Here is a 19,112-nt window from a genome sequence, read left to right as displayed (position 1 = left end):
CAGCCCTCGCTCAGCCCCACAAGGTGCGGCCGAAGAAGGTCAGCGTGCGGTCCATGGCCAGTTGCGCCCAGACCGGGTCGTATTGCGTGCCCGGGATCCGGCCAGGGCCGACGGCGGTTTCGTTGGCAAAGGCGTGGTGCGCCAGGTAGCGGTGGAATTCCACGTCGACGCCGCCTTCGCTGAGTTTGGCTTCGAGCTGATCGACGCCATCCGCCGGGAAGAATTCATCCTGCGTGCCCCAGTGCGCCAGCACCGGCACCTTGATCGCCGCAGGGTCGAGGAATTCCAGCGGCGGCATGCCGTAGAACACCACGCCGGCGGACAGCTCGGGGATGAAGTTGAGTGCCAGCAGGGTCAGCGCGCCGCCCATGCAAAAGCCGGTGACACCGACTTTCTGGCTGTGGCCCTTGAGGTACTGCACGGCGCCGCGAATGTCCTGGGTGGCGGCATCGGCGAAGTCGAGTTTGTCCATCAGGTGATGGGCTTCTTCTTCCTCAACCGTCATTTCGCCACGGTAAAGATCGGGCACCAAGGCCAGATAACCGGAGGCTGCAAGCCGGTCGGCCACGCCACGGATCTGGTCGTTGAGGCCCCACCATTCCTGAATCACCACCACGGCGGGTGCGCCTTCGGTCTTGGCCGGGCTGGCCAGATAGCCACTCAATTCTTTGCCGTCCGGGCGTTTGAACGTGATGGTCTTGCCCGTTGCCTGTGTCGATGCTTGAGTCATGGGATTCTCCGGATAGGAAATTCGGTTTGATTAACAGCGTGAGACGACTGACCGTCAGTTCTACGACAGCAACGCTACGCTGAACAGCGTGACGCACATGAAATTAATGACAGGTTCGGCGTGGAATCCGTTCAGCCGTTCTGCAGATCCGTGCCCATGGCCGTGCCACTGAGGTCCCGGCAGGGGTCCCCGCTGTAGCCGGACCGATGATCGCGCAGCTGATTTTTCAGGGTGGCCGCCGAGGGCGCATAAAGGAAGCCGAACGACACGCTGTTGTGACGACCTTTCACCGCGTGGTGCATCAAATGCCCGTGATAGAGGCGTTTGAGGTAGCGACTGCGCGGCCGTGGTCGCGCAGGCCAGTGGCGATGGACCATCCCGTCGTGAACAAACACGTAGATCAGGCCGAACGCCGCAACGCCGGCGCCCACCCATTGCAGCGGGTCATGGCCGCTGTTGCCCGCGACGATCAGCGCGATCGCCACCAGGCCCAGCGCCAGCAGATAAACGTCATTGGTTTCGAACGCGCCGAGCTGTTCTTCGTGGTGGGACTTGTGCAGGAACCAGCCCCAGCCGTGCATGAGGTACTTGTGGGCGAGAAAGCCGACCCCTTCCATGGCGACAAGGGTGAGGAGAAAAATCGTGAAGTTGAAGATCATAGCGTCGGGAAGGCCGATGGGTCTGGGCGTCGACGTGCAGCATACCGGGGTCAGGGGAAATTTCCAGATTCGCGCTCACAACGTTTGCTTTCCTGACCAACCGATGTAAAAAATGGCCCCATGGGTGAGCGTCTCGGACGTTCACTGTATTCGTGCCCTGCCCCCTCGCGGCGCCCGGCACCGCTTTCAAGGAATCAAGCATGGCTCCAAGACACGTCATCAACGCTTCGGTCAGCCCAAAGGGCAGCCTGGAAACACTGTCGCAACGTGAAGTCCAACAGCTCAGCGCCGCAGGCTCTGGCAGCATTTACACCCTGTTCCGCCAGTGCGCCCTGGCCATCCTCAACACCGGCGCCCATGTTGATAACGCCAAAACCATCCTCGAGGCCTACCAGGACTTCGAAGTGCGCATCCATCAGCAAGACCGTGGCGTGCGCCTTGAATTGGTCAACGCTCCGGCCGACGCCTTCGTCGACGGCGAGATGATTGCCAGCACCCGGGAAATGCTCTTCAGCGCCCTGCGCGACATCGTCTACACCGAGAGCGAGCTCGACAGCCAGCGCATCGACCTGAGCAGCTCCCAGGGCATCACCGATTACGTTTTCCACCTGCTGCGCAACGCCCGCACCCTGCGCCCCGGCGTCGAACCGAAGATGGTGGTGTGCTGGGGCGGCCACTCGATCAACACCGAAGAATACAAATACACCAAGAAAGTCGGCCATGAACTGGGCCTGCGCAAGCTGGACATCTGCACCGGTTGCGGCCCTGGCGTGATGAAGGGCCCAATGAAGGGCGCAACCATTGCCCACGCCAAGCAGCGCATCACGGGCGGCCGTTACCTGGGCCTGACCGAGCCGGGCATCATCGCGGCCGAAGCGCCGAACCCGATCGTCAACGAACTGGTGATCCTGCCGGACATCGAAAAGCGTCTGGAAGCCTTCGTGCGCGTCGGCCACGGCATCATCATTTTCCCGGGTGGCGCGGGCACGGCGGAGGAGTTCCTCTACCTGCTCGGTATCCTCATGCACCCGGACAACCAGGAGCTGCCGTTCCCGGTCATTCTCACGGGTCCGAAAAGCACCGCGCCGTATCTGGAGCAATTGCACGCGTTCGTCAGCACGACCCTGGGCGAAGAAGCGCACAAGCATTACCAGATCATCATCGACAACCCGTCGGAAGTGGCGCGGCAGATGACCCTGGGCCTTGCTTCGGTGCGCCAGTTCCGCCGCGACCGCGCCGACGCATTCCACTTCAACTGGCTGCTGAAGATCGAAGAGAGCTTCCAGCGTCCGTTCGACCCGACCCACGCCAACATGGCCAGCCTGCAACTGCGCCGCGACCTGCCGCCCCACGAACTGGCGGCCAACCTGCGCCGGGCGTTTTCCGGGATTGTGGCGGGCAACGTCAAGGACAAGGGTATTCGCCTGATCGAGGAACATGGCCCGTATGAAATCCACGGTGACGCCGAAGTGATGAAGCCGCTGGACAAGCTGTTGCAGGCCTTCGTCGAGCAGCACCGGATGAAGCTGCCGGGTGGCGCGGCGTATGTGCCGTGTTATCGGGTGGTGTCCTGACTGACCTGATGTAGCGCTACCTGACATCCGGCGGCTTCCCACGCTGTCCGGAATAAACGCAGTTCCTGTAGGAGCCGGCTCGCAGCAAGCCGGTTCCTACTGGTGATGTTCGCCACTCCATGGAATGCCCATGATCCACATCCGCCCCATGACCGCCGACGACTTTACGGTCTTCTGGCCCACCTTTCAGGCCGTGGTTCTGGCGCAGGAAACCTATGCCTACGCCCCCGACCTGACCCATGAAAACGCCCGGCACCTGTGGCTGGAATACCCACTGCACACGCTGATCGCCGAAGAAGACGGCGTGCTGCTCGGCAGCTATTACCTCAAGGCCAACGCTGCCGGCCCTGGCAGTCATGTCAGCAACTGCGGCTACATGGTCACCCCGGCCGCGCGGGGTCGCGGCGTCGCGCGCCTGATGTGCGAGCACTCCCAGCAACTGGCGCTGGACAGCGGCTTCTCGGCCATGCAGTTCAACTCCGTGGTGGCCACCAACGAAGTCGCCGTCGCGCTCTGGCAGAAACTCGGTTTTGAGGTCGTCGGCCGTCTGCCTCGCGCTTACCGCCACGCCCGGCTCGGGCTGGTGGATTGCCTTGTCATGTACAAATGGCTGGCCGATATGCCGGCCTCGCGCAAAGCCAAAAGCCCGCTGCTGATCGGCCGCAAGAATATCGAGTCGGTGATCTCCCGCCCCCGGCGCAAGCCCTCTGCCGGACCTGCCTGATCTTTTCAGAAAATCGGGAACCACCCGCCGCCTGACGCCACTCACCTGCAAAGCACTCACTTGCATGGACGGCGTCAGCATGGCTTTACCTCCAGTCTTACGTGGCCAGACCACAAATGTCGGCACCACCCACCTGAACTCTGGCGCGGCAACCGGGCCCGGACCCGCGCAGCGCAAAAATGTGCTGTCGCGCATGGCCACTGCCAGCCGTTCAACGCTGCAGAAAAGCCGTAACTTCGCAGGCGGTCTGTTCAAGGCCCGGCCAGGCGACGCCTCGTCCATCCCTCGCGCCTCTGGGGCTGGGAACACCACGCACACTGCGCTGGCACCCAATGCCGCAACTGCTTCCGCCACGGCACAGGGACACGCGCCTGTGCCGCCAACCGGTCCCGCACCCACCGGCCCGACGACAGGCCAGCACCCAGCCGTCCCGCTGACACCCCGGCTGAGCATGGCGCTGCACAATCAAAAACTGGCCTTTGGCGCCCCTGGCCAGACCAATCGCACCGAGCGCCTGCTCGAAGGCATTCTGAGCAAACACGACCAGCGCTATCAGGGCCTGGCGGAGCTCAATCAGAGCGCAGAAAAAACCGAATACCTGCTGGTCGATACGCAGCACCGGTTGCTGCACGCCCATGCCAGTGATGCGGCCATTTCCCTGTTCAAAAGCAGTGAAAACCGGCCCTACAATGCCTCTCATGTGGCGATGCCTACCGACGCCCATCGCGCGCAGATCACCGGCGTGCACAAAGACGCCGGCAACACAGCCTGGCGGATTCACGAAAATAAGCTGTACGCGTTGCAAGGGGGTCAATGGCAGGAGAACACCCAGGGCGCAACCCTAAAGAGCCTGCACAACGGGGGTGCCGGCGACCTGTTCGGGCTCAACGACCAGGGCAAGGTGTACTCGCTGAATGACCTGACGACGCCGCTGAGTTTCGAGCACAAGGTCACGGCGCTGGGACGCTCGCCGGACGGTGAGCTGATGGCGCTCAGCGAAGATCCCCAGGCCCGGCAGTTGCTCGAACAACGCAACAGATTTGGCCCGGACGATCATGACGTGCATCACCTGATCACGCCCACCGGTACGGACAACGACGAGGCCATGAAACCCAAGTCGGTGGCCATCGCGGGGCAGCGTCTGCTGGCGACGACGGCATCGGGCAAACTGCTGCAGGCGACGATGCCGACCGTCGACGAGCGGCAGCAAACGAGGTTCGTCGCAGGCGAACTCACGCTGCAGGAGGCGCCACCCTCGCGCGCCCTGCAGGCGGCCTTCGGCAACCATACCGTCAGCGACTTCTTTCACGATGAAGCAAATGTCCTGCACGCCCGGGTCAAGGATCAGCAAGGCCTGGAGCACAGCGCTGCATGGGATGACAAAAGACAGGACTTCGTCCCCGGCTGGTCCATGGCGCCACTGGTCATGGATCGCCAGCGCGGCTTGCCCGTCCTGAACCCTGGCGCCGCCACACAGATCCAGCTGCCCCGCGGCAAAATCGCCAGCCATGACAACACGCTTCTGGTGCAAGACCCGCGCACCGAGGAATGGAAGAAGACCACCGAAAAGGACATCAAAGCGCTGCAGGCAGGCCAGGACGGGTTCGCTTACATCATCGACAAGGACGGCAAGCTCAAGCAGTTGAAAGTGGCCCCCCAGGCCGCCGCCCACGACATGGGTCGCGGCGCCGACCTGGCCCTGCAAGGTCGCGGGACCGAAGCCAAAGGCACTGCCCTGCGCGGGGCCGAGCATCTGGTGGCCGACAAACTGGCGGTGCAGAACGACCAGAATTTCATGACCCTGAGCGACGGTGAGCTGCGCCTGCACGACCAGAACGGCGAGCGCGCGCTGCTGCCAAAGCCGCCCGGCGATGGCGATATCCAGGCGATCAGCACGGGGGGCAAGCACTGGTTTGCCCTGCGAGATGGCACCCTGTTTCAACTGACCGGCGATGACGCCAATGCTCGAAAACTGAATCCTCAACGCACCTGGCACGCGGTTCTGGGCCCGGACACCCCACTGGACGCCACGCTTGAGGACCTGCGCCCGAATCACGACGGACGCCTGCTGGCCACCACCAGCGCCGGTGAATTCGTCAAAACCGCCACCGGATGGGAAGCCGCAGCACCGGCACCGGCAGCCCCGCGCAATGATCACGCGGCGTTCAACCGGCTCGCCGCAGCCGAGCCGGAGACCCTGCGCAGAGGCACGGCCAAGGTCACTGTCAACGTGATGGGCAGCAACAATGTCGAGAGCATGAAGGTGAAGCAATATGCCCCCGCCACCCTCAGGCAGAACTATCTGACTGCTCATCTTTCGCTGACCGGTGCCGCAAAAGTGCCGGCCGACAGCATTCAGCATGCCTGGAAAGGCCGTGAAGGCCTGAGGCCGATCTACACCGAAGAAACCGCGCTGCTGCGCGAACTGGACACGCGTGCCACCGCCGCGACTGGCGCTCCAGCGCGACCCATGGCCGAGCGCATCAATGACCTGGCGCCCCGCTTGACCTCACCTGAATCGGGCGAGCTGGCTGACCTGTTCAACTGGTTTCAGACCAGCGTCACCGAGGACCTGCAGAAAACCCTCCGCGAACTGGCCCAGGACGAGGGCGCCCTGCTGAAGAATGGTGCGCTCAACCCGGCCTTTCATGGCAAGCCTCAGGCTAATGACATGCTGCCGCAAGTGGCCAGCGTCCTGCGCCACAGCGGCCTCGACAACGCCCATGAGCTGGGACAGATGCTCACCTCGCTGCAGAATGCGCATTTTACGCTGGAGCGTCGCAACACTCAGAATCCGCTGGATGGTTCTCGCACCCAAGGCGATAACCAGGCGCTGCTGCGCGCCCGCCTGGCGCTGGACGTCAAGGTGCTCAACGACATCAGCGCCGCCCTCGACGGGTTTGCCGATGAAGTGAACAAGCCGGGCGCCAAGGATTTCGGCACGATCGCCACCGCGTTGGCGACCTTGCACAACGAGGCCTACGAAGGCAGCCCGGTCAAGCGCTACACCGACGCGGGCTTCCGTGACCACGCCTCCCTCGAAGCCAGTTACGACGCCACCAAGAACCTGCTCAAGCACTTGCGCAAGGACAATCACCCGCTCAAGCGCAACGTGCTGCAGGGGCTGCAAACCCCTGCCGGCCCAAATAACGCCGACGTCACGCGCAGCCTGACCCAGGCGCTTCGCGATCTCGAACCCCGGGAAAGCGTCAAGCTCAACCGCAATTACGGCGGCGGCATCGTCGGCGGTATTGCAGGCCCGGCGGAACCCGCGTTCCTCGGCTTTCGCGGCAATATCGATCCGGAGCGCAACTACGGCCTCACCTTCACCCGCTTCGACCGCGGACTCAAAGTATCCATGAGCCGCGAAGGCGCCATCAGCGGCACGGGAAGCTTCGGTTTTGGCGGCGGGAAAAGCGACACTAAAACGACGCCGGGAGACAGTCACGCCAACCTCCAGACCAACGGAGGCTGGTTCGGCGGCAGCCTGGACGCCAAGTACAAATACGCCAACAGTACGGCGCTGAGCTTTTTTATCCGTGACGACGAAATCGATGATTTCATGGCCGACCTGATGCAGACACCGCTGGCCAGCAGCAAGCGCCCGACCCAGGCTGGCCTCAAACCCATGGAGCTGATGGATCGCGGCGTCGAGAAGGAAGTGCGCACCACCGGCAAGCACTCGTTCGACCTGGATGCGGGGGTCAACCTGGAGTCCCGTACCAACAAAGGCCAGACCGATGCTGAGCCCGTGGCCGCCTTCATGCGCTTCGGCGCCGGCCTGCTGGGCAGCCTGTCACTGCTGAGCGCCGAACGGGAACGTACCGAGGGCCACGGCAGCGACGGCCTGCACACCGATATCTACAGCAGCAACCGCGCGCGCTTCCTCGAAAAAGGCTCGGTGACCGGCTACGCACGGATGTTCAGCACCGTCTTTACCTCACGCCCCAGCAACCTGTTCGTGGCCGGCGCCGCCCCCTTGGGGGTCAGCGCAACGCTGGCGTTTGACAACAAAACCGGCAAGACCTACGACGTACGCTTCAAGAACGCGCTCCCGCTGCAACATGCCGACGTCAAAGCCCTGAGCGAAAGCCTAGAGAAGGCCTTCCCCGGCATGAGCAAGAATCCGCCGCTCGATGGCAAGAACCCTGAACAGGTGCTGCAGGACCTCAAGCGCAAATACCAGACAAATCAGCCTGACGACAACGACGCGCAATACGCCGCGCGCCAGAGCCTGCGGCAGCTCGACCGGCAGAATACCGCTGCCGGCCAGGGCTCGAGCCTGATGTCGCTGATGGACATGGTAGTCAAGCACAACAACGTCAACCGCCTGGATCAGGCCGCGCCCTCCAAGCGGCAGATCGACCGCGTCAAACAGATGCTCGGCCGCGACTGCAACGAAGGCAACGCCCAGCGCATCCACGACATGATGAGCGCCGACCCGCAGTTCAAAGGCCTGCTCGATGCGATGAAGGACACCAAGGGCACCACTCGCGCGGAAATCAAGCTTGAGGTCCGCGACGACATCAAGCAGCGCATCGAAGACGGCGCATTGAGCGGACGGCTGACCGACGAAATGCTCAAGGACATGCTCAGCGACAAGAACAATCTGCGCATCAAGAGCATCGCGGTCTTCAAGACCGCAGCAAAAGAAGACTCGTTTGGCACTCCGCTCCCATTCGTTAGCTACAAGAGCGGCAGCGCCCTGAGCATCGAACGCCTCATGGGCGAAGTCACCTTCGAGTACGGCATGGACCAGACGAAGCCGAAAAAGGCCTCCGCAGACGGTGACATTGCCGACCGTGGCGACTCGCAGCCCGCACAAGAACTGGGCCAGGCCAACAACGGCGCCTTCCGGCCGCGCTAGGCAGCCGCCCTTGACCCTCCCTTGATCGAATTGAAACCCCGGACAGGACACCGCAGATGATGAACACGACGACACAAGCAGACGCCTGCATTCAGGCACTGGGCAAACAACTGGGCACCGCGTTGCAACTCGAAAACGGCGTGTGTGCGCTGTTCGACGAGGGCCGCGAAGTGGTCATCATCGAGATTCCAGCGGCGGGCGACGTCGCGATCCTGCATTGCAAACTGCCGCTGCGCCCCGACCCGAGCCTGTATGAGCGGCTGATGAGGCTCAACTTCGACAGCGGCGCCATGAGCGGCTGCTGGCTGGCGCTGGATGAGCAGCACTCGGTGCGCCTGTGCACACAACTGCCGCTCACGGCCCTCGATGAGCTGACGTTCGTGGATTGGGTGCAAGGATTCGTCCTGCAGACCCGCGACGTTGCGGGCCTGCTGCAACAGCGTGCCGCACCGCCGGCAAAGGCACCGATTCATGCTCAGGCACAGGGTGGCCTGTCGCGGCGGATCGGCTGACCTGGCGCCGGCGCACCGAGGCTGCAACGCGAAATCGGGTCGGTGACGCTTTCAGGGCTGGGCATGGCGCTTTCAAACTTGCCGGAATGCCATCTCTCGACGATTCTCTATGCACGGCCGGATTGGCCGTGCTCACAAGAAACGCGCCGGAGAGGCCAGCATGACGACCGTAGCCGAACTACTGAAGTTGAAAGACCCGCATCACGCTGACGTCCACACCGTCGGGCCCGGGGAGATGGTCATCGAGGCGATCAAGTTGATGGCCGAGAAAAACATCGGTGCCGTGCCGGTGGTGCGCGACGGCAAGGTGGTAGGCATCGTCAGCGAGCGGGATTACGCCCGCAAGATGGAGCTCAAGGGCCGCGCCTCGGCCGGCACCCCGGTCAGCGACATCATGACCCACGACGTACAGACCGTGGGTTCTCAGCACACGGTCGATCACTGCATGAACATCATGACCGACCGCCGATTGCGCCATTTACCGGTGGTGGATGAAGGCCAACTGGTCGGCTTGTTGTCCATCGGCGACCTGGTCAAGGAGGCTATTGCGGAACAGGCCAGGCTGATCGAAAAAATGCAGGAGTACATTCGCGGCGAAAGCTACTGAGCCCACAAACGTAAAAGCCGGAGCTTCAAGGGCTCCGGCTTTGCTTTGCACGAGTGAATGGATTGCCGGTTAGCGAACCTTGAAGCGATCGATCATCGCCACCAGCCGCTCGTTGGACGCCATCAGCGCGTCAACGCTGGTGTCGGTCTGGTGACCACAGCCCACCAGTTCACCGACCATGTGCCGGATGGCGATCATGTTCTGGTTGATCTCCTCGCTCACCGCGCTCTGCTCCTCTGCCGCCGTCGCAATGTGCGCGCTCAGGTCATGAATGCGCAGCACCGAACCTGCCATGCCATCCAGGCCTTCGTTGACCCGCGACGTTCGGTCGGCAGTCGACTGGCAACTGACCTTGGTTTTTTCCATCGCGCCCACCGCGGTGCTCACGCCCTGCTCCAGCCGCGCGAGCATCTCGTTGATCTCCGACGTGCTCTGTTGGGTGCGACCGGCCAGCGCCCGCACCTCATCGGCCACCACCGCAAAGCCACGACCCTGCTCGCCTGCCCGCGCCGCTTCGATGGCCGCGTTCAGGGCCAACAGGTTGGTTTGCTGGGCAATGCCGCCGATGACCCCGAGCACATCAGTGATGCGCTTGGCGTCGACCTGCATTTCCTGCACGTACCTGGTCGCGTCTTCAACTTCTGCCACCAACGCCCGCACGCTGACCGACGCTTCGTCGACGACGTCCCGGGAACGCTGCGCGGCATCGTTCGCCGATTGGGTAAAGCTCGCCGTCTGCGTAGCGCTCTCGGCGACGCTGTCGGCGGTGGCGCTCATCTCGTTGATCGCGGTCACGGCCTGATCGGTTTCCGAGGCGTGACGGTTGAGGATCTGGTTGATGTTGCGCGACTGATCCTGCAACTGCACCAGTCCGGCAGAGATCTGCTCGGTGCCGCTGCGCACCTCGACAATCATGGCCTGCTGGAAGGCGATGAACTTGTTCACCGAATGGCCGACAGCGTCCAGTTCGTCCTGGCCGTTGATCGGAATACGGCGCGTCAGGTCGGCTTCACCCGAAGACAGCGCGTCGATGTTGGTACGCAGAACGGTCAGGCGTGCAAGAAGACGGTGGAAGGCAAAGCCCAGCACCACCAGCAACAGAATGACCAGTGGAATCTGCAACCAGCCCAGGGTCTTCAGCACTTCGGTACTGCTGGCGGTGAGCATGGCCGTCGGCAGCGACGTGGCAATCATCCACGGCGTGCCCACGACAGGACGCAGGAAGAAGGTCAGGTCACCCAGCTGGGGGTCGATGTATTCCTGGGAATACACAGCGTCGCCAGAGACTTTGCCCAGACCGTCCTGAACGGCCTTGGCGAACATCGACTGGCCGCTGAAGCCTGCGATGTTCTTGAGGATGATTTCGCCGGGGATGCGGCTCTGATTGGTGAGGATCTTGCCGTCGCGCTCGACGATCATCACCTGACCCTGAATTTCTTTTTCCTTTTCCTGGATCAGCCCGTTGAAGAAGCCCAGGGTGACGTCGATGGTCGAAACGCCGTAAAGCGCGCCATCCTTGTAGATGCCCATTGCGCAGTTGGTGCGCGGCTGCGGGCTGGCTTCGTCCTGATAGGCCGCGGCCCAGGCGCATTTGCCTTTGGGTGCGTTCTGCCCGGCACGGTGCCACGGCTGTTCCCAGTAGTTGGGCGCAGGGTCGGAGTTCCAGAACGTGCTCACCACCAGCTGGCCACTGCCGTCACGGTGGAAAAACGAGCTGTGTTTGTTGCGCCCCGGGGTGCGTTTGTCCGGCATCGGCCAGACGCCGCCGCCGAAGACTTTCTGATCGCCGTACTGATCGACCAGGCCTGGCAGCACTTTGTCGATGCCATCGCTGTCCAGCAGCGGCACCGCCTGGGTGATCGCCCGGGACTGGGCTTCTACGCGCGCCAAGTCCGACAGAATACGCGTGCCGATCTGATCAACCTGGCTCAGCACCACCTGCTCCTGCGTCGCGCGGACCTTGGGCGTGACCAAGTGAACGATGCCCTGTTGGGTGATCACGGCGATCACCACCATCAAGGCCACAAATATGACCGTATATCGCGCCTGCACTGTTTTAAACATCGTCGACCCCATGCCATGAATTTTGTAGTTGTTTTGCGCAACGCCAAATTAGCTATCGACCGAAAGTCGACAAGGATGAGGAGTAAAAAAGGTTTTTCCCGGCGTAGCGGGGCGTCATTGCACCGGCAGGAAGTTCAAGAACAGCAAACTCCGGGCGTAATTCAAACCGATCCGTCTATACCGCTCGTCGAGCATCTGGTTGAGCAGGTCAAGGCGTGCCACGTCGGCTTTCATGCAAATGATTCCCTCATCCATTTGACGCGGCCCTCGGCTTTCACCAAGCTAGCCGCCTTCGCATGATTTTCAGGAAACACCCCGCGTGATGACCACAAGCCTGCACTGGCGCCGTTTCGTATTCTGCCTCGCTCCACTGATCGCCCTGCTCGCTGCCTGTGACGGCGGCGCGCCGAAGACCAAGCCCACCGAAGCGACGACCTACGTCAGCGTCGAATGGGACAAACTGCCGGCGGTGAACGACACCGACCTGATGGCGGGTTACAACAGCTGGTTCTCGGCGTGCAAGCGTCTGGCCAAGGAACCGGTCTGGGGCGGCACGTGCGCCCTCGCCGCGCAGGTGCCGCAAAACCCAGCGGCGGTGCGCGACTTTCTCAAGAATCAGCTGCAGGTCTACAGCCTGCGTTCCTCCGAGCACGGCGCCAACGGGCTGATCACCGGCTATTACGAACCGATCTATAAAGGTAGCGAGCAGCGCAACGACGCGCACCCGGTGGCGGTGTATGGTGTGCCCGATGACCTGATCATCGTCAACCTCGACAGCATCTATCCGGAGCTCAAGGGCAAGCGCCTGCGCGGGCGGCTTGACGGGCGGGTGCTGCGTCCCTACGACGATGCCGCGACCATCGGCAACAAAGGCGCCAATGCCCCCGTGCTGGCCTGGCTGGAAAACCCCATCGACCTGCAGTTCCTGCAAATCCAGGGATCGGGTCGGGTTCAGCTGGAGAACGGCCGTCAGCTGCGCATCGCCTACGCCGATCAGAACGGCTACCCGTACAAGCCGATCGGCCGCTGGCTGGTGGAGCAAGGGCAATTGACCAAGGACGAAGTGTCCATGGGCCGCATCCGCGACTGGGCGATTGCGCACCCTGAACGCGTGAATGAACTGCTGGGCAGCAACCCGAGCTACGTGTTCTTCACCCTGCGCCCGGACAGCACCGAAGGCCCGCGCGGTTCGCTGAACGTGCCGCTGACTGCCGGTTACAGCGTCGCCATCGACCGCAAGGTGATCCCACTCGGTAGCCTGTTGTGGCTGTCGTCGACCCGTCCCGACGGCACGCCGCTGGTGCGCCCGGTGGCTGCGCAGGACACCGGCGGCGCCATCGCCGGCGAAGTGCGCGCTGACATGTTCTGGGGCACCGGCGACGCGGCCGGCGAGCTGGCCGGGAACATGAAGCAACAAGGCCAGATCTGGATGCTGTGGCCCAAGGGCGCCGCCCTGCCCGATGCCAAACCCAAGGACTGATTACCCATGAGCCCAGCCACCTTCCCCAGCGAGCACGTGACCTTGACCGGCGAACGTGTCGAACTCGTGCCCCTCGAAACGCATCATGCGCCCCTGCTGGTGCGCGCGGCCGAGGACGGTGAGCTGTGGAACATGAAAGTGACAGTGATTCCGGGGCCGTCCACAGTGCAGCACTATGTGGACACCGCATTGGCCGGTCGAGCCGCCGGCACCGTCATGCCTTTCGCGATTGTGCAGCGCAGTTCAGGCGAGGTCGTCGGCAGCACGCGTTTCTGGAAGATCGACCGCCATAACCGCAAGCTGGAAATTGGCCATACCTGGCTCGGGCAATCAGTGCAGCGCTCGGGGCTGAATACCGAGATGAAATACCTGCTGCTGCGTTACGCCTTCGAGGTGATGCAATGCGTCCGGGTGCAGTTCACTACCGACGAGCTGAACGAGCATTCCCGCGCCGCGATTCTGCGCATCGGCGCGCGTCAGGAAGGCATCGTGCGCCACGAGCGGATCATGCCCGACGGTCGCAAACGCAACTCCGTACGCTTCAGCATCATCGATGACGAATGGCCCGAGGTGAAGACGATGCTGACAGCGCGCATGGCGCGGGTAATCTGATGCAATGCGTTAAAGAACACGTTTAACCCTGGCTGCCGAATGCAGGTTGATCTGAAACCGGTTTCAGGTATAACAGCATGTTTCTCATCGGAACCCTGTCTCAATCCCCATGAATACCTCCGACACCCCGCATGATTTCAACATGGGCTGGCTGCTGTTCGCCCTTGCCATGGGCGCGTTCGCCATCGGCACTACTGAATTCGCGTCAATGACGTTGCTGCCGTTCATTGCCAGTGACTTCCATGTCACCCAGCCGCTGGCCGGGCATGCCATCAGTGCCTACGCGTTGGGCGTGGTGGTGGGTTCGCCCGTCATCATGGTGCTCGGCGTTCGTCTGCCGCGACGGGCCTTGCTGGTGGCACTGGCCGCTTTCATCGGGATCGCCAATGGGCTGAGCGCCGTCGCCCCTTCGCTGCCATGGTTGGTGTTTTTCCGCTTTCTCAGCGGTTTCCCCCATGGCGCGTACTTCGGTGTGGCGATGCTGCTGGCCGCTTCGCTGGTGCCGAAGAATCGCCGTGCCCAAGCGGTTTCCCGGGTGTTCATGGGGCTGACCATCGCCACCATCATCGGCGTGCCGTTCGCCACCTGGATCGGCCAGACCATCGGCTGGCGCTGGGGCATGGCCATCGTTGCCGGGCTGGCTGCCATCACAGCGCTGTTGATCCGCTGCCTCGCGCCCGCGTCCCCGGCGGATACCGACGCCAGCCCGTTGCGCGAGCTCAACGCCCTGCGCTCGCGGCAGGTCTGGCTGACCCTTGGCATCGCCGGCATTGGCTTCGGCGGAATTTTCTGCGTGTACACCTATCTGGCCGCCACGCTGATCGACGTCACCCATGCATCGAGTTCCATGATCCCGGTGGTGATGGCCGTGTTTGGCTTGGGCACCACGGCGGGCAACCTGGTTTGTGGCTGGGCCGCCGACCGCGCCACGATGCTCGCCGCTGGCGTCTCGCTGGGGTTCACCGCGCTGGTGCTGGCGCTGTACCCCTCGGCCACCGACAACCTCTGGCTGCTCATTCCGCTGGTGTTTTTCATCGGTTGCGGCGTGGGCCTGGCGGCGATCCTGCAAACCCGCCTGATGGACGTCGCGCCCCATGCGCAATCTCTCGCGGGTGCGCTGGTGCAAAGCGCGTTTAATCTGGCCAACGCCATTGGTCCGCTGGCGGGTGGCGCGGTGATTGCGGCAGGCTACGGTCTGCCGGCCACGGGCTATGTTGCAGCGGCATTGACGCTTGGCGGGCTGGGCATGTGGTATTGGGCGCTGATGGATGCGCGGCAGGCTGATCTTCGGTTGGCCCGGCAGGCTTGCGGGTCAGTCTGAAGCGGGGCGCTGTTTGATTGCGACGTTGATCCGAGCGTCGCCCTGACACTGCGCCTGGGCGAGCTCTAGACCTGTCACACGTCGGTGTCTGCCTCATCGGGCGACGGGAATAACGTATCGACTTTGTGCTTGCTTGAAGTGCGGACCGGCGCCATGGCAGCGGACTCCGCCAGGCGTGTCGCCATTTCCCAGTGACGGGACTCCTGCCCTTCAGGCTTGCCTTCGGTCTCCCAGATCAACTGGGCCAACTGACGAACAGTGTCTTCGTCGACATTCATGCGTATCCCCCATTTATGCTTGCGCAAGACATTGGCCGGCGCCAGAGCGGTACCGAATCCATCGTCCGCTACGGTACCCGCCATGAACAGTACCAGCCGGTAACGAGGGTAAATGACGGGCGTGCAAAGACCGGCGAACGCAAGCCGGCCGCTGGTCGGGCTTAACGGATCCACCGGAGATCGACGGCGAACCACGATAGCCTCCTCAATCCCTGGTGCGTTTGAGCAGCAGGCTGGCCACCAGGCCCAGGCCCGCCGCAACACCGACGGCCGCCCACGGATGGGTGGTGACGTAGGATTTCGCATTGCCCACTGCACGGGTCAGCGCAGGCTGCGCATCCAGTTCGACCTCAGTGACCGCGCTGGTGCCTCGGGCCAGAAAATCCTTGAGCCGCTCATGGGCCTGGGTGGTGCGATCCTCGTTCAAGGCATCCCCTGCCGCCAGCAAGGCATTGGTCTCATCGAGAAAAGTGTTCAGCTCGGAACGGGTTTTCTGATAAAGATCGTCACGCAGTTTTTCTGTGATATCGCTTGCCATGATAATTCTGCCTCCTGGGTGTGAGAAAGGTTGACTGAAGCGCCAATCGATTCGTTCCAGTGACTTTGAAAAAACCCCTTTTTGCTGCGCTGCACGCGATCAAGCAACGCTCGCCGTGCAGGCTGAATCGGGACTCAATCGCCGTATGACGTGTTCAAAAGGGACTCCATGAAAGTCGTGCCGATCCTCGAGCTGCCCGCTGACCAGCAAGCCCTCGTCCGGCAACTGCGCAACCAGCCAGACGTGCGCAAGTTTATGTACACGGACCATGAAATCAGCGAAACCGAGCACCTGGCCTGGCTTGAGGGGCTGCGCTCCGGTTCCCGGCAGCGGGTCTTCGTCATCGTGATTGAAGCTGCGCCTGTCGGCGTGGTGTCCCTGAGTGCCATCAACACCACCCACGGCACGGCTGACTGGGCCTTCTACCTCGACACCACGCTGCAGGGCAAAGGCCTCGGCAGTCAGGTGGAGTTATGGATGCTCGACTACGCGTTCGGCGCCGCAGGACTGGAGAAACTCAACTGCGAAGTGCTTGAGATCAATCCGGCGGTGATCAAGATGCACCAGAAATTCGGCTTCATGATTGAGGGCGTACGGCGGGAGCACATCGTGCGTGATGGCAGGCGTATCAACGCGGTAATGCTGGGCATTACCAAAGGCGAATGGCAGGCGCAGCGGCCCAAGGTGCTATCTGCCGTGGAGCGGATTGCCGGGCGTCGGTAGATCGTTGCGCGGGCTTCCGTGCTCCGCGAGAGCAGGATCCGGCGGCAACAACGCACGCTTCACGCGATGTTCATCAACCGTACAGCGGGACGTTCATCTGCCTTGCAATACAAATAGTCGCGCCATTTTCTGAAGGCGCTCTGCTGCCTGACAAACGCTTCCTCCCACTGCACGCCCCCTATGTGGTCAACGGGGATAGACATCATTTGCTCGGTCGCCTGATCCAGCTCGCTGATCAGGTCGAGTGCGTTAGGGAGATCGATAGTCTGAGGTCGCATAATCGGTCCATTTTTTTTGGCTATTGAATTGAGTAGCCAACGCGTTGATAGTGCGCGCGTTCCGACGAGTGGCTCATTTGTGTAACACATCAGTCGTGTTGTAAGAAAAACCCCACGCGGGGTGAGGTTTGGTGTGAGGCGCTGTGTCTAGCTGTTGCCCGGAGATGGCTCCTCGTCTTCGTCCACGGGGGGATTGTCTGCAATCTCCATTTCGTCCAGGCCCTTGTTTCGGGCCGCAGAGGCTGCGTCGGTATCCTCATCCGCGCCTTCGGCCGAGTCTGAGCTTGCGTCCGGATAGACCTCTTTTTCACTACCCGGCTCGGCAGGGCCTGGATACGCGCTCTCTGGTCCGTTGTCTTCGATACCCATGATGACCTCCAGTACGAGTCGCAGGAAATCTGCGCATATAGGACAGAGCTGAGTTGAGGGGGATTAGTGCCGGATGATGGATGAGCGGTTTGTCGGCTGTGGTTCGCCGGTGCCTCGACCATTACGAGACGTGCGCATGAGCTGGCTAGGGTCGAAGGACGGTCACCGCACTACACAGTGGGTGTGGTGACCGATATCCCGCGCAGTCAGCAACCGAGGCCATCAGCCGCCGGCAGACGCGTGGCGGCATGCTCGGCCTCAAGCGGCGAGCTTTTTGACCGGTTCTGAAAGACAGGGTCTTTTCTAATGAAAAGCAGCCACGCGGCAAATGCAGCTTGCTGACGACGATGTGCCATTTGCCATGGCTCACGCCCGAAAGCGGCACTGTCGATGGACATGAGCTCTGCCGTAGCTCGGTTGAGCTCATCCAGCAGGCGCCCGCTGTCTTCGGCGTTCATATCTGAAGCAAGCATATTTTTGCTCATAACGAAGGGATAACTCTGACCCCGTAATCGACGGTTCATTGCAAATCGTCATAAAGGCCGGACCGGCGGTAGCCATTTGCTGTCATTCGAGGGCGTGGCCGGCGGATTGACTCGAATACTCGACCCCAAACAAACCACGTTTGAGGCTATTCGTAAGCTATTGATTCAATTGAACCTTTACCGGCGCACGCTGCAAACTATGCCGTACCGATCCGCACCGAATACAGCCAACCCCCGAAAATCCCCACCCTGCCCCTCCAGTGGTGACAGTCACAACGATGACTGCTTAACCTGATTTCGAGACCGGTAGTGAACATCAAGCGCCCTGTCCCTTTAGAGGCGATTGTCGTTCCCATACTTTTTTATAAACCACCGGCTACATACCGCATTCTGCAAGGGGTGCGGTTGAACTTTCGGATCTGATTTCGTCCGTCTAAAAGCGTGCGGCCCACCCCGGTTAGACGTTCGCTCTCGCGTTTTCGAACGACATCGCAGCCTCGGCTACAACCGGAGCATAGATAGCCTGGATCGTTGCGGCATCTTCCAGTCGGGCCGTTCGGACTTCAATTTCAGTAGTCATCAGGACCTCAAATCGAGCGCTGATTGACGCGAGCCATGAGCTGTTCCGCGGTTTCCTTGCGTTCAGAGTAGCGATCCACCAGATAAGCCTGGCGGTCACGCAAAAGCACGGTGAACTTGACCAGCTCTTCCATCACGTCAACCACCCGGTCGTAATACGCAGAAGGCTTCATCCGGCCGGCTTCATCGAACTCCATGTAGGCCTTCGGCACCGAGGACTGATTGGGGATGGTGAACATCCGCATCCAGCGACCCAGCACGCGCAGCTGATTTACCACATTGAAGGACTGCGAGCCGCCACACACCTGCATGACCGCCAGGGTTTTGGCCTGCGTAGGGCGTACGGCTCCGAGTTCGAGCGGTATCCAGTCGATCTGCGCCTTGAACACAGCCGACATCGCACCGTGCCGTTCTGGTGAACACCAGACCTGGCCCTCAGACCACAGCACCAGCTCGCGCAGTTCCTGAACCTTGGGATGATCCACCGGAGCGTCATCCGGCAGAGGCAATCCAGAGGGATTGAACAGGCGCGTCTCTGCACCGAAATACTCCAGCAGACGCGCCGCTTCCTCGGTTAACAGACGGCTGAACGAGCGCTCGCGGGTCGACCCGTAGAGCAGGAGGATGCGCGGTTTGTCACCACTTAGCCCGGGCGAAGCCTGCATGCCGTCGAAGAGTGAAAGGTCGAGATTAGGGAGTTCCTCTTGCATAT

Annotated in this window: 17 protein-coding genes and 2 pseudogenes; 9 read left to right on the top strand and 10 right to left on the bottom strand. The window is 61.8% G+C overall.

Annotation, left to right across the window (positions count from 1 at the left end; all coding sequences use genetic code 11):
- Positions 1-10 precede the first annotated feature (10 nt).
- Together L4G42_RS18385 and L4G42_RS18380 are read right to left on the bottom strand one after the other, a co-directional pair.
- Complete coding sequence (locus tag L4G42_RS18385; RefSeq protein WP_237250891.1) at positions 11-730, bottom strand: dienelactone hydrolase family protein; 720 nt, start codon at positions 728-730, stop codon at positions 11-13.
- Positions 731-861: 131 nt separating this feature from the next.
- Positions 862-1,389 carry a sterol desaturase family protein gene (locus tag L4G42_RS18380; protein WP_237250890.1) on the bottom strand — a complete coding sequence of 176 codons (528 nt, stop codon included), beginning with the start codon at positions 1,387-1,389 and terminating at the stop codon, positions 862-864.
- A 200-nt stretch (positions 1,390-1,589) separates the two neighbouring features.
- On the opposite strand from L4G42_RS18380, the gene ppnN reads away from it, so the two are divergent.
- From ppnN to L4G42_RS18355, 5 genes are all read left to right on the top strand, one after another.
- Positions 1,590-2,963, top strand: coding sequence for a nucleotide 5'-monophosphate nucleosidase PpnN (gene ppnN, locus L4G42_RS18375; RefSeq protein WP_237250889.1), 1,374 nt, complete (start codon positions 1,590-1,592; stop codon positions 2,961-2,963).
- 130 nt (positions 2,964-3,093) lie between these two features.
- Positions 3,094-3,687, top strand: a complete 594-nt coding sequence (locus L4G42_RS18370; protein WP_237250888.1) for a GNAT family N-acetyltransferase — start codon at positions 3,094-3,096, stop codon at positions 3,685-3,687.
- Between the two features lie 79 nt (positions 3,688-3,766).
- The gene (locus tag L4G42_RS18365; protein ID WP_237260997.1) at positions 3,767-8,554 is read left to right on the top strand and encodes an AvrE-family type 3 secretion system effector; all 4,788 of its coding nucleotides are present in this window, start codon (positions 3,767-3,769) and stop codon (positions 8,552-8,554) included.
- Positions 8,555-8,610: 56 nt separating this feature from the next.
- A complete protein-coding gene (locus L4G42_RS18360) occupies positions 8,611-9,066 on the top strand; it encodes a type III secretion system chaperone (protein ID WP_237260995.1) in 456 nt (151 codons plus the stop codon).
- Positions 9,067-9,226: 160 nt separating this feature from the next.
- Positions 9,227-9,673, top strand: coding sequence for a CBS domain-containing protein (locus L4G42_RS18355; RefSeq protein WP_237250885.1), 447 nt, complete (start codon positions 9,227-9,229; stop codon positions 9,671-9,673).
- 69 nt (positions 9,674-9,742) lie between these two features.
- On the opposite strand, the gene L4G42_RS18350 is transcribed toward L4G42_RS18355, so the two are convergent.
- Both L4G42_RS18350 and L4G42_RS26415 read right to left on the bottom strand, forming a co-directional pair.
- Positions 9,743-11,737 (bottom strand): methyl-accepting chemotaxis protein, encoded by a 1,995-nt coding sequence (locus tag L4G42_RS18350; protein WP_237250884.1) that lies wholly within the window; start codon positions 11,735-11,737, stop codon positions 9,743-9,745.
- A 114-nt stretch (positions 11,738-11,851) separates the two neighbouring features.
- Positions 11,852-11,959 (bottom strand): annotated as a pseudogene (locus L4G42_RS26415) (hypothetical protein); the annotation flags it as partial.
- Positions 11,960-12,059: 100 nt separating this feature from the next.
- Between L4G42_RS26415 and mltA the strand changes: the two are divergent.
- From mltA to L4G42_RS18335, 3 genes are all read left to right on the top strand, one after another.
- Positions 12,060-13,217: a murein transglycosylase A gene (mltA, locus tag L4G42_RS18345; protein WP_237251037.1), complete on the top strand. Its 1,158-nt coding sequence runs from the start codon at positions 12,060-12,062 to the stop codon at positions 13,215-13,217.
- Between the two features lie 6 nt (positions 13,218-13,223).
- A complete protein-coding gene (locus L4G42_RS18340; protein ID WP_237250883.1) occupies positions 13,224-13,829 on the top strand; it encodes a GNAT family N-acetyltransferase in 606 nt (201 codons plus the stop codon).
- A 109-nt stretch (positions 13,830-13,938) separates the two neighbouring features.
- Positions 13,939-15,150, top strand: coding sequence for an MFS transporter (locus tag L4G42_RS18335; RefSeq protein ID WP_237260993.1), 1,212 nt, complete (start codon positions 13,939-13,941; stop codon positions 15,148-15,150).
- A 146-nt stretch (positions 15,151-15,296) separates the two neighbouring features.
- On the opposite strand, the pseudogene L4G42_RS26410 reads toward L4G42_RS18335, so the two are convergent.
- Together L4G42_RS26410 and L4G42_RS18325 are read right to left on the bottom strand one after the other, a co-directional pair.
- Positions 15,297-15,428 (bottom strand): annotated as a pseudogene (locus tag L4G42_RS26410) (DUF2934 domain-containing protein); the annotation flags it as partial.
- Positions 15,429-15,633: 205 nt separating this feature from the next.
- On the bottom strand, positions 15,634-15,966 hold the full coding sequence (locus tag L4G42_RS18325) for an ElaB/YgaM/YqjD family protein (RefSeq protein ID WP_237250880.1): 333 nt from the start codon (positions 15,964-15,966) through the stop codon (positions 15,634-15,636).
- 168 nt (positions 15,967-16,134) lie between these two features.
- Between L4G42_RS18325 and pseH the strand changes: the two genes are divergently transcribed.
- Positions 16,135-16,689: a UDP-4-amino-4,6-dideoxy-N-acetyl-beta-L-altrosamine N-acetyltransferase gene (pseH, locus tag L4G42_RS18320; protein WP_237250879.1), complete on the top strand. Its 555-nt coding sequence runs from the start codon at positions 16,135-16,137 to the stop codon at positions 16,687-16,689.
- 59 nt (positions 16,690-16,748) lie between these two features.
- Here pseH and L4G42_RS18315 read toward each other — a convergent pair whose 3' ends face one another.
- From L4G42_RS18315 to arsH, 4 genes are all read right to left on the bottom strand, one after another.
- Complete coding sequence (locus L4G42_RS18315) at positions 16,749-16,967, bottom strand: hypothetical protein (protein WP_237250878.1); 219 nt, start codon at positions 16,965-16,967, stop codon at positions 16,749-16,751.
- Positions 16,968-17,114: 147 nt separating this feature from the next.
- Entirely contained in the window at positions 17,115-17,336 is a 222-nt protein-coding gene (locus L4G42_RS18310) for a hypothetical protein (protein ID WP_237259457.1), read from the bottom strand.
- Positions 17,337-17,542: 206 nt separating this feature from the next.
- The gene (locus tag L4G42_RS18305; RefSeq protein WP_237250876.1) at positions 17,543-17,860 is read right to left on the bottom strand and encodes a hypothetical protein; all 318 of its coding nucleotides are present in this window, start codon (positions 17,858-17,860) and stop codon (positions 17,543-17,545) included.
- 548 nt (positions 17,861-18,408) lie between these two features.
- Positions 18,409-19,110 (bottom strand): arsenical resistance protein ArsH, encoded by a 702-nt coding sequence (gene arsH / locus L4G42_RS18300; protein ID WP_237250875.1) that lies wholly within the window; start codon positions 19,108-19,110, stop codon positions 18,409-18,411.
- Between the last annotated feature and the right edge of the window lie 2 nt (positions 19,111-19,112).

Origin of the sequence: Pseudomonas petrae (assembly GCF_021728295.1) — a bacterium.
GTDB classification, from domain to species: Bacteria; Pseudomonadota; Gammaproteobacteria; order Pseudomonadales; family Pseudomonadaceae; genus Aquipseudomonas; species Aquipseudomonas petrae.
This window is presented reverse-complemented; position numbering and strand designations above follow the sequence as displayed.

Excerpts from the sequence above, each read along its gene's own strand:
- L4G42_RS18385 (WP_237250891.1), bottom strand. The coding sequence starts at position 730 with ATGACTCAAGCATCGACACAGGCAACGGGCAAGACCATCACGTTCAAA.
- L4G42_RS18380 (WP_237250890.1), bottom strand. The coding sequence starts at position 1,389 with ATGATCTTCAACTTCACGATTTTTCTCCTCACCCTTGTCGCCATGGAA.
- ppnN (WP_237250889.1), top strand. The coding sequence starts at position 1,590 with ATGGCTCCAAGACACGTCATCAACGCTTCGGTCAGCCCAAAGGGCAGC.
- L4G42_RS18370 (WP_237250888.1), top strand. The coding sequence starts at position 3,094 with ATGATCCACATCCGCCCCATGACCGCCGACGACTTTACGGTCTTCTGG.
- L4G42_RS18365 (WP_237260997.1), top strand. The coding sequence starts at position 3,767 with ATGGCTTTACCTCCAGTCTTACGTGGCCAGACCACAAATGTCGGCACC.
- L4G42_RS18360 (WP_237260995.1), top strand. The coding sequence starts at position 8,611 with ATGATGAACACGACGACACAAGCAGACGCCTGCATTCAGGCACTGGGC.
- L4G42_RS18355 (WP_237250885.1), top strand. The coding sequence starts at position 9,227 with ATGACGACCGTAGCCGAACTACTGAAGTTGAAAGACCCGCATCACGCT.
- L4G42_RS18350 (WP_237250884.1), bottom strand. The coding sequence starts at position 11,737 with ATGTTTAAAACAGTGCAGGCGCGATATACGGTCATATTTGTGGCCTTG.
- mltA (WP_237251037.1), top strand. The coding sequence starts at position 12,060 with ATGACCACAAGCCTGCACTGGCGCCGTTTCGTATTCTGCCTCGCTCCA.
- L4G42_RS18340 (WP_237250883.1), top strand. The coding sequence starts at position 13,224 with ATGAGCCCAGCCACCTTCCCCAGCGAGCACGTGACCTTGACCGGCGAA.
- L4G42_RS18335 (WP_237260993.1), top strand. The coding sequence starts at position 13,939 with ATGAATACCTCCGACACCCCGCATGATTTCAACATGGGCTGGCTGCTG.
- L4G42_RS18325 (WP_237250880.1), bottom strand. The coding sequence starts at position 15,966 with ATGGCAAGCGATATCACAGAAAAACTGCGTGACGATCTTTATCAGAAA.
- pseH (WP_237250879.1), top strand. The coding sequence starts at position 16,135 with ATGAAAGTCGTGCCGATCCTCGAGCTGCCCGCTGACCAGCAAGCCCTC.
- L4G42_RS18315 (WP_237250878.1), bottom strand. The coding sequence starts at position 16,967 with ATGCGACCTCAGACTATCGATCTCCCTAACGCACTCGACCTGATCAGC.
- L4G42_RS18310 (WP_237259457.1), bottom strand. The coding sequence starts at position 17,336 with ATGGGTATCGAAGACAACGGACCAGAGAGCGCGTATCCAGGCCCTGCC.
- L4G42_RS18305 (WP_237250876.1), bottom strand. The coding sequence starts at position 17,860 with ATGAACCGTCGATTACGGGGTCAGAGTTATCCCTTCGTTATGAGCAAA.
- arsH (WP_237250875.1), bottom strand. The coding sequence starts at position 19,110 with ATGCAAGAGGAACTCCCTAATCTCGACCTTTCACTCTTCGACGGCATG.